Source organism: Pseudomonas sp. YA1 (genome assembly GCF_058680555.1).
Genome location: NZ_JBZWBG010000001.1, coordinates 339,100 through 351,942 on the forward strand (window position 1 = coordinate 339,100; position 12,843 = coordinate 351,942).

Below are 12,843 nucleotides of genomic sequence, written 5' to 3' on the forward strand. Positions count from 1 at the left end.
GTGGTTATCCGCCGATTCGACGGTAGGCCGGGATTGCTTGGCTCTCAGTGGCTGCCCTTTTCCTGCTCCAGGGTTTCCATCAGGGCGATCTGCATCCGCGAATGCACGCGGATCAGCCAGCGCCAGAGCACTGCGATCACCAGGCCGGCGACCAGCACCACCACGATCAGCAACTCGCCCGGCGGCAGGATGCTCGAGCTGAGCGCAGCCAGCAGCACCATCATGCCGGCCAGCGACAGCAGCGGGATCACCTCGGAGATCACCCGGCGTACCCGCGCCGTATGGCGTCCGGCTTTCTCTGGCTTGACCCCGAGCTCGGCCAGCAGCATCGACAGAGCCTTGAGCTTGCGGTACGCGGCGATCAGGAAGGCCAGCGAGACCAGCAGCGCGCCGCCCCAGATCAATGCCTTGTGCAGTCCATCGTAGGCGACCCACTGGCTCATCCAGGCGGAAAGCGTATCGGCGAAATAACCGCCGGCGAGGAAGATCGCGATCACCAGCGCCAGGTTCACCCCGACCTGCAGCAGGATGCGCCGGATCATCGCCGCCAGCACCGCACGGTCGCCCTGCGGCTGGATGCTGCGCAGCCAGTCGCCGTAGTGGCCGAAGATCCTCGCCATGCGCTGCGGCATGGCGTTGGCCAGGTGCTGCGAGAGCGGATCGGCGGCGCGGATCAGGTACGGGGTGAGCAGGGTGGTGATGGCCGAGACCGCTACCGCCACCGGGTAGAGGAAGTCGCTGGTGACTTTCAGGGTCATGCCCAGGGCGGCGATGATGAAGGAGAACTCGCCGATCTGCGACAGGCCCATGCCGACCCGCAGCGAGGTGCGGCCATCGTTGCCGGCGATGAACGCGCCCATGCCGCAGGAAAACATCTTGCCGAGCACCACCGCGACGGTGATCAGGGCGATCGGCCAGGCGTACTCGACGAGGATCTTCGGATCGATCAGCAGGCCGATGGCGACGAAGAAGATCGCACTGAACATGTCACGGACCGGCTCGATCAGCCGTTCGATCTGCACCAACTGGCGCGACTCGGCCATGATCGCGCCGATCAGGAAGGCGCCGAGCACCATGCTGTACTCCAGCTTCACCACCAGCAGGCAGAAGCCGAAGCACAGGCCGAGCACGGTGACCAGCAGCATCTCGTTGCTCTCGAACTTCGCCACGTAGGCCAGCAGGCGTGGCACCAGGAGGATGCCGACGACCAGCGCGACGATCATGAACAGGCTGAGCTTGCCGACCGTGGAGAACACCTCGCCGGTTTCCACCGAACCGCTCACGGCGATTCCCGACAGCAGGGCGATGATGCCGATGCCGAGGATGTCCTCGACGATCAGCACGCCGAAGATCAGTTGGGCGAAGCGCTCGTTCTTCATCTTCAGGTCGCCGAGCGCCTTGACGATGATGGTGGTGGAGGAGATCGCCAGGATCGCGCCGAGGAACAGCGAGTCCATGGTGCTCCACTCGAAGAAGCGACCGATCTCGAAGCCGATCCAGATCATCAGGACGATTTCCAGGAACGCCGCGATGAACGCCGTGGCGCCGACCTGGAAGAGCTTGCGCAGGCTGAATTCCAGGCCGAGGCAGAACATCAGGAAGATCACCCCGAGTTCGGCCAGAGTCTTGATCGTGTCTTCGTCGTGGATCAGCCCGAAGGGCGGGGTGTGCGGGCCGATGATGAAGCCGGCGACGATGTAGCCGAGGACCACCGGTTGGCGCAGGCGGTGGAAGAGAATGGTGACCACGCCGGCCACCAGCATGATCACGGCGAGGTCCTGGATGAAATCGACGGCATGCATGGCGGCGGTCCTCGCTCGAGTGGGAATGGGTCGGCAAACGCGCGACCGGGAAGCCTCGCAGAGCCGCAGACTAGCACTGGCAAGTGCTTGATCGGGGTACTGAAAAAAACTGTAACAGACCTTTCTGCAAGGCTTTGCGCTGCGCCTTTCCAGCCGCCGGGCGGGCGTTCGTCCGCCGATCCGGGATAGCGCCTGTCATCCTCGTCAACGACGGTGTACCCTGGCGCCGACCCGCGAGCCAGACGCGGCGGGCGAAAAAACGGCGGCCAGGGAGCAATAGCCCGAAACAAAATCCGGCTGGTCCTGCCGCCCGTACCGCCGCAACATGACGCGCGTCGATTCCCCCAAGAGAGAAAGACTACAATGCAGCGTGTTCTCAGCATCGCCCTCGCCTTCTGCCTGGCGCTGACCGTCAGCCTGGATGCCAATGCCAAGCGCTTCGGTGGCGGCAAGAGCCTCGGCTCGGCACCCAGCCACCAGACCCGCCAGGCGCAGCCGGCCACTGCGCCGAACGCCACTGCTGCCGCCCCCAACGCCGCCCGTCCCGCCGCTGCCGCCAGCGGTGCTTCGCGCTGGCTCGGCCCGCTGGCCGGTATCGCCGCCGGCGGCCTGCTCGCCTCCATGTTCATGGGCGACGGCTTCGAAGGCATCCAGATGCTCGATATCCTGTTGATCGCCCTGGTGGCCTTCATTGCCTTCCGCTTCATCGCCGCTCGCCGACGCCAGCAGAATCAGGGGCAGCCGGCAATGGCCGGGCACGCGCCGATGCAGCGCGAAATGCCGGCCCAGGCGCCGATCTTCGGTGGCGCCACCGCCGCTGCCGCCGTTGCGCCGAGCCCGGTGATCAACGCGCCGAGCTGGTTCAACGAGGAGCGCTTCGTCGGTGCCGCTCGCGAACACTTCATGTCCCTGCAGCAGCATTGGGATGCCAACGAGATGGACAAGATCGCCGAGTTCGTCACCCCGCAGATGTTGCAATGGCTGAAGCAGGAGCGCGCCGAGATCGGCGACGCCTACCAGTCCACCTACATCGACAATCTGGTCGTGCAACTGGACGGCGTCGACGACCAGGCCGACAAGACCATCGCCACCCTGACCTTCAGCGGTGTGTCGAAGACCTCGCGCTTCGACCAGGGCGAAGCCTTCAGCGAAAGCTGGCGGATGGAGCGCGCCCAGGGCGAGAACCAGCCATGGCTGGTGGCCGGTATCCGGCAGAACTGATCCCGAGTGGTTGCGGTCCCTTCGGGGGCCGCCGAAACCCCCGCTCCCGCCAGGGAGCGGGGGTTTTTCATTTCCGTTGGCGGGTTGACCGACCATTCGTCCGGCGCCATGGCCGAAGGCCAGCCACGACACTTGTCTTGCGCTCGGTGCGGCTACTGTATAAAAAGCGCGCCACCCGTTGCGAGAGAGCCTGTCGTGGAAGACGTCATCGAAAAACTGCGTGAACTCAACGAACCGGTTCCGGTGCCCCTGGAACTGCCGGAAGAAGAACTGCTGGTGGAAATCGAGGAAGAGCTGCTGATCGGCATTCCCGCCGAATTCCGCGAATTCCTCCTGCTGGTCAGCGATGTGGTCTACGGCCGCCTGGAGCCGGTGACCGTGACCGATCCGCACTCGCACACCTACCTGCCCGAAGTGGCGGCCACTGCCTGGGACCTGGGCGTTCCGCGCGAGCTGATCCCGCTTTGCGAGGACGACGGCAGCTACTACTGCGTGGCGGAGGACGGCGAGGTGGTGCTCTGGGCCGATGGCGACCTCACCGATGAAAGCTGGGATTCGGTGTGGGTCTGGGCTCGCGACGTCTGGCTGGAGAGCTGAACCTGAACCGCCGCAAAGGCTCTGCAACGCGCCTTTGCGGCTGACTTCCCGACGTCGCGCGAGGCTGCCTGGAGGCCCTGCGCGCCGCCGTTGGTGTTTCATCTCCGACAAAGCGCCGCTGCGCTAAGGAATTTCCCTCGATTGCCACGGTCACAAGGGCAATTCCGCACTTGTCGCTCCGGATGTAGGCAAGTGCGCTGCCCCGTGTGGAGATTCTATGAAGTTCAAAGCTCTGTTCGCTGCATTGCTGCTGACCAGCCTGGCGGGTTGCGCCAACCAGGCGGTGGTCACTTTGCAAGATGGCAGCGAGGTCCTGGTCAAGGATCAGTCGGATTACGACAAATACAATGACTACTACGAGTTCGAACAGCTGAATGGCGACACCATCCTGATCAAGAAGGACAATGTGCGCACCATTCGCCCGCAGTAGCAGCGCTTATCTCCCGTCAGGCGTGCTCGCCGGAGCGGTGTCGCTTTCGTGGCCGGGCCTCCAGCTCCAGGAGGTTCAGCAGGTACTGGCCGAAATAGGCCAGGTCCTGTTCGATCGCCGCGCGCGCGGCCGGGCCGTCGCCGCGGCGCAGTGCCTCCAGGGCGTCCTCGTGGAAATCGTTCAGGCGTAGGGACAGGTCGGCCTCGGTGAACAGCCGGTTGAAGAACGGCCCGACCTGTAGCCAGAGCGTCTCGATGAGACGCAGCAGCACCGGGTTGCCGCAGGCGCGGTAGAGCGTCAGGTGGAATTCGCTGTTGGCTTCCAGGTAGGCCTGTACCTCGCGTCGGCGCAAGGCGTCCTCCATTCGCCGCAGACATCCTTCGAGCCCTTCCAGTGCCTGCTCGTCCAGCCGGCCGCTGGCGCTTTCGGCCGCCAGCCCTTCGAGGGAGAGGCGCACCTGGAGGATCTGCAGGAAACGTTCGCGGGTCATCAGCGGCACCCTGAGCGAGCGTTGTGCCTCGCCCTCCAGCGCCCCTTCCGCCACCAGCCGTTGCAGGGCGGCGCGAACCGGCATCGGGCTGGTGCCCCACTGGTTCGCCAGGTCGCGGATCTTCAGTCGCTCGCCGGGCTGGAAACGTCCGGCCAGCAAGTCTTCCCGCAGTCGTTGGTAGAGTCGTTCCTGGAGATTCTCGGCCATGGTCAGCTCCGGGTCGCCGGTGGCGCCGGAAGCTGGGAAAGCGTCAGGCTGCAGTTGCGCATGTTCAGCTCCGTTTGTTTTCGATCAGGCAGTTGCCGCCGTCCACCACCAGCAGTTCGCCGTTGACGAAGCTGGCTTCGGGCGAGGCGAGGAAGGCCACCGCGGCGGCCACCTCTTCGGGCCGGCCGGCACGTCCGCTGGGGCTGGCCAGGGCGGCCTGGCGTTCTTCGGCGGTGCTCGAGCCGGTGGCGATCCAGCCCGGCGCGACGCTGTTCACCGTGATGCCGCTCTTCGCCACCTCCAGCGCCAGGCCCATGCTCCAGCCGACCAGACCGGCCTTGGCCGCGCTATACGCGGCTTCGCCCGGGTTGCTGCCGCGGGTTCCGGTGGTGGAGGCGACGTTGACGATCCGCCCGTAGCCGCGCTCGCGCATGCCCGGCAGCAGGCCGCGGGTGAGCAGGAAAGCGCTGGTCAGGTTGCGCGACAGGGACAGTTGCCAATCCCGCAGCGAGGTCGCTTCCACTGCGCTGAAGGGTTCCGCGCTGTCCAATTGGGCCATGCCGGCATTGTTCACCAGGATGTCGACCCGTCCCCACTGGGCTTCGGCCCAGTCCAGCAGGCCCTGCACCTGGGCTTCGTCGGTCAGGTCGGCGCTCGCGGCGCGCACGTCGTGACCACATGCGCTCAGTTCCTCCGCTCGTTGCCGAACCCGCTCGCTGCTGGCGGTGATCAGCAGGCGCACGCCTTCGCGGGCCAGCCGCCGGGCAATGGCGAAACCGATGCCGAGTTCGCTGCCGGCGCCGCTGATGAGCGCGACCTGGCCTGCCCACTTCGGAAAATCGTTCATTTTTGTGATCACAAAATTGACATGAAAAGCAGATTATCAGTGCTTTCAAATACTGTATTGACTTTTTTGTGATCACAAATGAAAGTTGTGCGAAATAAAAAACGAGGTGTTCGAAATGACCGCCAGTGGTATCGCCGAAGCCGCCGTGGAAACCTTCATGGCCCGCGAGCAGCAACGTTTCCTCGCGCAGAATCCACAGTCCGTCGCGCACGCCGAGCGAGCCCGGCGTGCGTTGTTCGACGGCGTGCCGATGCACTGGATGAGCGATTGGTCGACGCCCTGTCCGCTGTTCGTGGAGCGAGCCCACGGCGCGCGCTTCCATGACGTGGATGGCCACGCCTACGTGGACTTCTGCCTGGGCGATACCGGCAGCATGTTCGGCCATTCTCCGGCGCCGATCGCCCGGGCACTCGCCGAGCAGGGCGCGAACGGCCTGACCACCATGCTTCCGGGGGAGGATGCCATCGTCGCCGGCGAGCTGCTGGCGCAGCGCTTCGGCCTGCCGTTCTGGCAGGTAGCGACCACCGCCACCGACGCCAACCGCTTCGTCCTGCGCTGGGCGCGCGCGATCACCGGTCGCAAGGTGGTGCTGGTATTCGACGGCTGCTACCACGGCACGGTCGACGACACCCTGGTTCGCTGCCGCGACGGCCGCACCGTGCATCGCTCCGGCCTGCTCGGCCAGGCCCACGACCTCACCCAGTTCAGCCGCGCGGTGCCGTTCAACGACCTCCAGGCCCTGGAGCGGGCGCTGGCCAGCGAAGACGTGGCCGCCGTGCTCTGCGAGCCGGCGATGACCAACATCGGCATGGTCTTGCCGCAACCCGGCTTCCACCAGAAGCTGCGCGAGCTGACCCGTCGTCACGGCACGCTGCTGATCATCGACGAGACCCACACCATCTCCACCGGACCAGGCGGCTGTACCCGCGCCTGGAAACTCGAGCCGGACTTCATCACCCTCGGCAAGCCGATCGCCGGCGGCGTACCGTGCTCGGTGTATGGTTGCAGCGCGGCGATGGCCAGCGCCATGCAACTGGCCAGGGCACGTGCCAGCGAGCAGAGCGAAGGCCACGGCCACAGCGGCATGGGTACCACACTGTCGGCCAACGCCCTGGCGATGCGCTGTATGCGCGCCAACCTGGAAGAGGTGATGACCGATGCCGCCTACGCCCACATGCTGCCCCTGGCGGCGCGTCTGGCCGAGGGCTTCCGCAGGATTATCCACAAGCACGGCCTGGCCTGGTCGGTGACCGAGCTCGGCGCGCGCAGCGAGTTCCAGTTCTGCCCGCAATCCCCACGCGACGGCGCGGCCGCCGAGGCGGCGTTCCACGACAGCCTGCAGATGGCCTTGCACCTGTATCTAATCAACCGCGGCATCCTCATCACGCCGTTCCACAACATGACCCTGTGTTGCCCGGACACTCGCGAAGAAGACGTCGACCGCCTGCTCTCCAGCCTCGACGAGGCGCTCGGCGAGCTGCTCGCCATACCCGGCGCGCGGGAGGCCTGAGATGCATTTCGCCGATCCGCGGGAAGCCCGCGAGTTCCTCGCCGCACACCCCGAGGTGCGCAGCATCGAGCTGTTCCTGATCGACGCCAACGGCGTGCCGCGCGGCAAGCTGCTGCATCGCGACGAGCTGCTGGCTGTCTACGAAAGCGGGCGGCCGCTGCCGAGCACCATCCTCGGCCTGACCATCAATGGCGATGACGTCGAGGAGACCGGCCTGGTCTGGGACGTCGGCGATGCCGATTGCTGGACCTTCCCGCTGCCCGGCAGCCTGACCCTGCAACCCTGGCGGCAGTCACCGACCGGCCAGGTGCAGGTCAGCATGCATCCCGAGCTCGGGCTACCGGCCGCGGCGGGCGATCCCCGACATGTGTTGCAGCGGGTTATCCACAGCCTGCAGGCGGAGGGTTTCCACCCGGTGATGGCGGTGGAACTGGAGTTCTACCTGCTCGACCGCGAACGCGACAGCGACGGCCGGCCGTTGCCGGCGTTGCAGATGAATGGCCAGCGGCCGCGGGCGACCCAGGTCTATGGCGTCTACGAGCTGGAGCAGTTGCAGCCATTCCTCGATGACTTGTATGCCGCCTGCGAGGCCCAGGGCCTGCCGGCGCGCACGGCGATCTCGGAGTACGCGCCGGGGCAGGTGGAGATTACCCTGCAGCACCGCTTCGACGCGCTCCAGGCGATCGACGAAGGCGTGCGCTACAAGCGCCTGGTCAAGGGTGTGGCGAATCGCCATGGGTTGCAGGCCTGCTTTATGGCCAAGCCGTTCGCCGATCTATCCGGCAACGGCCTGCACCTGCACGTCAGCCTGGCCGACGCCGCTGGCAACAATCTGTTCGCCAGCGAGGACCCGGCCGGGACCCCGCTGTTGCGCCAGGCCATCGGTGGAATGAAGGCGTGCCTGCTGGAGTCTTTGGCGCTGTTCTGTCCGAACGCCAACTCGTTCCGCCGCTTCCAGGCGAACAGCTACGCGCCGCTGGCGCCGACCTGGGGAATCAACAACCGCACCGTGTCGCTGCGGGTTCCCGGCGGCCCGCCGTCCAGCCGGCACATCGAGCACCGCATCTGCGGCGCCGACGCCAATCCCTACCTGGCGGCGGCGGCGTTGCTCGCGGCGGTGCGCCTGGGTATTCGCGAGCGACTCGACCCCGGTGCGCCGATCACTGGCAACGGCTACGCTCAAGCCACCCAGGCGTTGCCGAGCGACTGGCTGACCGCGCTGCGCGCGCTGGAGGGCTCGGCCTGGGCGCGCGAGGCGCTCGGCGAGGATTTCCTGAAGATCTACCTGGCGATCAAGCAGGCCGAATACCGTGCCTTCATGGGCGAGGTCGGCGAGCAGGACTGGCGCTGGTATCTCAACCAGGCCTGAATGAACGGCTGCCGGCGTTGCCGGTCAGTCATTGAAGCGGGCGGCCGATTGGCCGTCGGTGTTTTCCACGCGGCACAGGAGTAAGGAAAAGCAGATGAGCACGCCCGTCGTTCTTATCACTGGTGCAGCCGGCGGCTTGGGCCGGGCAATCGCCAAGCGTTTCGCCCAGAGTCATTGGCGCATCGCCGCCACGGATGTGGATAAGGAGGGCCTGCACGCGCTGAACGCGCAGGTGCCGTTGGACGCCAGCGGGGTCGCCGACCTGCGCAGCGCGGATAACTGCCATACCCTGATGTCGAAGATTCTCGCCCGTACCGGACGCCTCGACGCCCTGGTGAACGCCGCGGGCGTCTGGCGCGAGGGGCCTGTGGAAAACTTCACCGAGGAGGATTTCGACCTGGTCCTGGGAGTCAACCTCAAGGCCTCCTTCTACATGTGTCAGGCCGCGATACCCTACCTGAAGGAAAACCAGGGCAGCATCGTCAACATCTCCAGCGACTCCGGACGCCAGGCCTACCGGGGTTCGGCGGCGTATTGCGCGAGCAAGGCGGCGCTGACCATGCTGAGCAAGACCCTCGCGCTGGAACTGGCCGAGCAGGGCGTGCGGGTCAACGCCGTGTCGCCGGCGGATATCGCCACGCCGATGCTCGACTACCAGGCCGAACGCTATGGGATGGGCAATCCGGATGGCTACAAGCGCGCGCTGCTGAAGGATTATCCACAGGGCAAGGCGGCACGCTTCATCCGTCCGGAAGAAGTCGCCGAGCTGGTCTGGTATCTCTGCGGCCCTCAGGCCGAAGCGATCACGGGCGCCGACCTGGCGGTGGACTTCGGCCTGTCCGCTGGCCGCTGAGTGGATTTTCCACGGGTCGCTCCGCTGGAGCGGCCTGTGGAAAAGTTTCAGTCGTCCCTGGCCTGACTGGATATCTTCACCCAGTTACCGGCGGCGGCGATGCCCATGCCGCCGTAACCCTGGCAGTCCCCGCCAAGGCTCTCCACCACTCGCAGGTCGATGCCTTCCTGCCATACCAGCAGGCTGCAGCCGGCGCCCAGGCCTTCGCTGCGCAGCCGGTAGAGGGCGCCTTGCCCCTCCAGCCGACCGGACAACTCGCCGACCGCCGCGGGCCCATATTCCATCAGTTTCTCCGGATTGCCGATGCGCATCAGGGCGAAGCTCGCCTGGTAGCCGCCCTTCACCGGTTCGATCTGCAGGCTTTCCCATTTGGCCTGCCCGGCGTAGCGCAGGTAGTGCCCGGCGAGGCCCTGGAGGGACGGATAGTCGACTTTCAGGGCAACCTGTTCCAGGTTGTGGCGCGTGGCCTTGCCGCTGTAGCCGCGATCCAGCGCCAGGTTCATCCAGGCGCGGGCGCGTCCCGGTTGCCCGGCCTTGAGGCTGGTCAGCGCGAGATTGTTCAGCGCCTGTTCCGAGTCGGCTCCGCCCTGTTCCTGGCGTTCGGCCAGGCGCAATTGCCAGGCGAAGGCGTCCAGCGCCTGTGGATAACTCCCCTGTCGATAAGCCTGGGTGCCGCGCGTGTTGCATTCCGCGGCGGTGGCGCAGGGCGTATCCTCGGCCTGGATGGCAGCGGCACCGATGCCGGCAAGCACGGCCAGGGCCAGGAGAAGGATGCGAATGGCGGCAGGCATTGGCGCGATTCCCGGTGGAAAAGGGCCAGTCTAGAAAAGCCCGCGGATGTCTGCACGACCCGGCGCGATTTCGATCATGACGATTGAAAATTTGTGGCCGCTGCCGTCTTCGTTTGCGTCTATGGTGTCCCCCGCCCGTCCTGATGAGAGAAAAAGCGCTATGCAACCCGGAAACAACCAACTGACGATGACCGTGCTGATGACCCCGGACATGGCCAATTTCTCCGGCAATGTCCATGGCGGTACCCTCCTGAAGTATCTCGACGAAGTCGCCTATGCATGCGCCAGTCGCTATGCCGGTCGCTACGTGGTGACCCTGTCGGTGGATCAGGTGATCTTCCGCGAGCCGGTGCATGTCGGCGAACTGGTGACCTTCCTCGCTTCGGTCAACTACACCGGGCGGACTTCCATGGAGATCGGCGTCAAGGTCATCACCGAAAACATCCGCGAGCAGTCCGTGCGTCATACCAACAGCTGTTTCTTCACCATGGTTGCTCTGGATGACGAGCGCAAGCCGGTGGCCGTCCGCCCGCTGGAGCTGGAAACCGCCGAGCAGAAGCGCCGCTTCGCCCAGGCCCAGCAACGCCGCCAGCTGCGCGCGGAGCTGGAGGCCCGCTACCAGGCGATTCGCGAAGACGGTTGAGGAAAGCTGCCGGTGTCCGGTCGAGCCCGCTTCGGACCTGCTGCCGTTTCGCGAATTTTCGCAGCTTTTCATAAGAAAACGCAGAAGTTTGCCTCTGCTGGCGTCCATTCCTGACATTTCTTGATAAGAAACCGGCGTGCCTGTTAAAACTCCAGCAACGTCAACGGGTTAACCTGTCGGTATCGCGCCGGGTTTCGCCAGGAACCATAGCCGCCGTCGGGTCGCTCGAATGTCATGGGCCGGTCGCTCTGCCCGGCTCCGTTGGCGGAAAGCCTTTCCGCCTTGCTGTCACGGGCGCGGGTCCGTGATCCATTTCGAACGTCGTCGTCCGCCGGCCAGGCCGCGGAGGACGCGTTCCCCGTGTTGCCGGGAGTCCTGATGCACCATACGCCGTTACTCACTACACTCGCCGCGGGGTTCGTCCTCGCCTTCCTCTTCGGGGCCCTGGCCAATCGCCTGCGCATTTCGCCGCTGGTCGGCTACTTGCTCGCGGGTGTTCTGGCCGGGCCGTTCACTCCCGGTTATGTCGCCGACCAGGCGCTGTCGCAGGAAATCGCCGAACTCGGCGTGATCCTGCTGATGTTCGGCGTCGGTCTGCACTTCTCACTCAAGGACCTGCTCTCGGTGAAGGCCATCGCCATTCCCGGGGCGCTGGTGCAGATCGGCGTCGCCACGCTGCTTGGCATCGGCCTGGCCAAGCTGCTCGGCTGGAGCTTCGGCGGCGGCCTGGTATTCGGCCTGAGCCTGTCGGTGGCCAGTACCGTGGTGCTGTTGCGCGCCCTGGAGCAGCGCCAGTTGCTGGACACCAAGCGTGGCAGGATCGCCATCGGCTGGCTGATCGTCGAGGACCTGGCGATGGTCCTGACCCTGGTACTCCTGCCGGCGCTCGCCGGCACCCTCGGCGGCAAGACCGACGGCGGCGAAGCCGGTCTGCTCTGGCCGCTGCTGATTACCCTGGGCAAGGTCGCCGCCTTCGTCGCCCTGATGATCTTCGGCGGTCGCCGGGTGGTGCCCTGGGTGCTGGAGAGGATCGCCGCCAGCGGTTCGCGGGAACTCTTCACCCTGGCCGTGCTGGCCATCGCCCTGGGCATCGCCTATGGCTCGGCGGTGCTGTTCGGGGTGTCCTTCGCGCTAGGCGCCTTCTTCGCCGGGATGATCCTCAACGAGTCCGAACTCAGCCACGAGGCGGCGGAGAACTCGTTGCCGCTGCGCGACGCTTTCGCGGTGCTGTTCTTCGTCTCGGTGGGGATGCTGTTCAATCCGATGATCCTGTTGCAGGAGCCGCTGACGGTCCTGGCCACCTTCCTGGTCATCGTCTTCGGCAAGTCGGTGGCCGCCTACCTGATCGTCCGTGCTTTCGGCCATCCGAACAGCACCGCACTGGTGATCGCCGCCAGCCTGGCGCAGATCGGCGAGTTTTCCTTCATTCTCATCGGCCTGGGCATCGGCCTCGAACTGGTGCCGGAGCAGAGCCGCGACCTGGTGCTGGCCGGGGCGATCCTGTCGATCCTGGTCAATCCGCTGCTGTTCATCGCCATCGATCGCCTGCAGCAACGCAAGGAGCAGCGCCTGGCGGAGGCCGCTGGCGGGGTCCGCGAGATGCCGGCGCAGGACCTGCCGCCGCCGATCCTGGAGCGCGAGCATGCGGTGCTGATCGGTCATGGCCGGGTTGGCGGGTTGGTCAGCGCTCGCCTGCGCGCCGCCGGGACGCCCTTCGTGGTAGTGGTGGACAAGCGCGACAAGGCCGACGAACTGCGCGAACAGGGCTACAGCGTGGTCCTCGGCAACGCCGCCAGTCCCGGCGTGCTGGAACTGGCCAACATCGCCGAGGCGCGCTGGTTGCTGATCGCCATTCCCAACGGCTTCGAGGCCGGGCAGATCGCCAGCCACGCCCGCGCGGTGAACCCGCCGCTGGACATCGTCGCCCGGGCGCATTTCGACGCCGAGGTGGAATACCTGGAGCAGAACGGCGCCAATCTGGTGATCATGGGTGAGCGCGAGATCGCCTGCGGCATGGTCCATCGCCTGGGACTCGACCGTGACGAGCGCGGCGCCGACGCACCGCTGCCGCAGTCGGCCTGAC

At 65.8% G+C, this 12,843-nt stretch carries 12 protein-coding genes; 8 read left to right on the forward strand and 4 right to left on the reverse strand.

All coding sequences use genetic code 11. From position 1 onward, the window contains the following. Positions 1–44 precede the first annotated feature (44 nt). Positions 45–1,802: a cation:proton antiporter gene (locus tag AC4OR5_RS01565; RefSeq protein ID WP_034028320.1), complete on the reverse strand. Its 1,758-nt coding sequence runs from the start codon at positions 1,800–1,802 to the stop codon at positions 45–47. A gap of 363 nt (positions 1,803–2,165) precedes the next feature. On the opposite strand from AC4OR5_RS01565, the gene AC4OR5_RS01570 reads away from it, so the two are divergent. The 3 genes from AC4OR5_RS01570 (at position 2,166) to AC4OR5_RS01580 (ending at position 4,050) form a co-directional block, all read left to right on the forward strand. Further along, a complete protein-coding gene (locus AC4OR5_RS01570; protein ID WP_003109134.1) occupies positions 2,166–3,023 on the forward strand; it encodes a Tim44 domain-containing protein in 858 nt (285 codons plus the stop codon). Between the two features lie 195 nt (positions 3,024–3,218). Continuing rightward, on the forward strand, positions 3,219–3,620 hold the full coding sequence (locus AC4OR5_RS01575) for an SMI1/KNR4 family protein (RefSeq protein ID WP_003099687.1): 402 nt from the start codon (positions 3,219–3,221) through the stop codon (positions 3,618–3,620). A 217-nt stretch (positions 3,621–3,837) separates the two neighbouring features. Next, positions 3,838–4,050, forward strand: a complete 213-nt coding sequence (locus AC4OR5_RS01580; protein WP_003097061.1) for a YgdI/YgdR family lipoprotein — start codon at positions 3,838–3,840, stop codon at positions 4,048–4,050. A 16-nt stretch (positions 4,051–4,066) separates the two neighbouring features. Here AC4OR5_RS01580 and AC4OR5_RS01585 read toward each other — a convergent pair whose 3' ends face one another. Next, positions 4,067–4,747 (reverse strand): GntR family transcriptional regulator, encoded by a 681-nt coding sequence (locus tag AC4OR5_RS01585; protein WP_015503896.1) that lies wholly within the window; start codon positions 4,745–4,747, stop codon positions 4,067–4,069. 64 nt (positions 4,748–4,811) lie between these two features. Further along, positions 4,812–5,594: an SDR family NAD(P)-dependent oxidoreductase gene (locus tag AC4OR5_RS01590; protein ID WP_058159837.1), complete on the reverse strand. Its 783-nt coding sequence runs from the start codon at positions 5,592–5,594 to the stop codon at positions 4,812–4,814. Between the two features lie 115 nt (positions 5,595–5,709). Between AC4OR5_RS01590 and AC4OR5_RS01595 the strand changes: the two genes are divergently transcribed. The 3 genes from AC4OR5_RS01595 (at position 5,710) to AC4OR5_RS01605 (ending at position 9,326) form a co-directional block, all read left to right on the forward strand. Then, a complete protein-coding gene (locus AC4OR5_RS01595) occupies positions 5,710–7,104 on the forward strand; it encodes an aspartate aminotransferase family protein (RefSeq protein ID WP_023107473.1) in 1,395 nt (464 codons plus the stop codon). Position 7,105: 1 nt separating this feature from the next. After that, on the forward strand, positions 7,106–8,473 hold the full coding sequence (locus AC4OR5_RS01600; RefSeq protein WP_023091001.1) for a glutamine synthetase family protein: 1,368 nt from the start codon (positions 7,106–7,108) through the stop codon (positions 8,471–8,473). Between the two features lie 94 nt (positions 8,474–8,567). Then, the gene (locus AC4OR5_RS01605) at positions 8,568–9,326 is read left to right on the forward strand and encodes an SDR family NAD(P)-dependent oxidoreductase (protein WP_003097046.1); all 759 of its coding nucleotides are present in this window, start codon (positions 8,568–8,570) and stop codon (positions 9,324–9,326) included. A gap of 47 nt (positions 9,327–9,373) precedes the next feature. Here the strand turns inward: AC4OR5_RS01605 and AC4OR5_RS01610 are convergent, their stop codons facing one another. Beyond that, positions 9,374–10,117 carry a hypothetical protein gene (locus tag AC4OR5_RS01610; RefSeq protein WP_058159835.1) on the reverse strand — a complete coding sequence of 248 codons (744 nt, stop codon included), beginning with the start codon at positions 10,115–10,117 and terminating at the stop codon, positions 9,374–9,376. Positions 10,118–10,277: 160 nt separating this feature from the next. Here AC4OR5_RS01610 and AC4OR5_RS01615 point away from each other — a divergent pair, with 160 nt between their 5' ends. Together AC4OR5_RS01615 and ybaL are read left to right on the forward strand one after the other, a co-directional pair. Further along, the gene (locus tag AC4OR5_RS01615) at positions 10,278–10,760 is read left to right on the forward strand and encodes an acyl-CoA thioesterase (protein WP_033984475.1); all 483 of its coding nucleotides are present in this window, start codon (positions 10,278–10,280) and stop codon (positions 10,758–10,760) included. 378 nt (positions 10,761–11,138) lie between these two features. Beyond that, the gene (gene ybaL, locus AC4OR5_RS01620) at positions 11,139–12,842 is read left to right on the forward strand and encodes a YbaL family putative K(+) efflux transporter (RefSeq protein ID WP_058159833.1); all 1,704 of its coding nucleotides are present in this window, start codon (positions 11,139–11,141) and stop codon (positions 12,840–12,842) included. The last annotated feature ends 1 nt before the right edge of the window (position 12,843 follow it).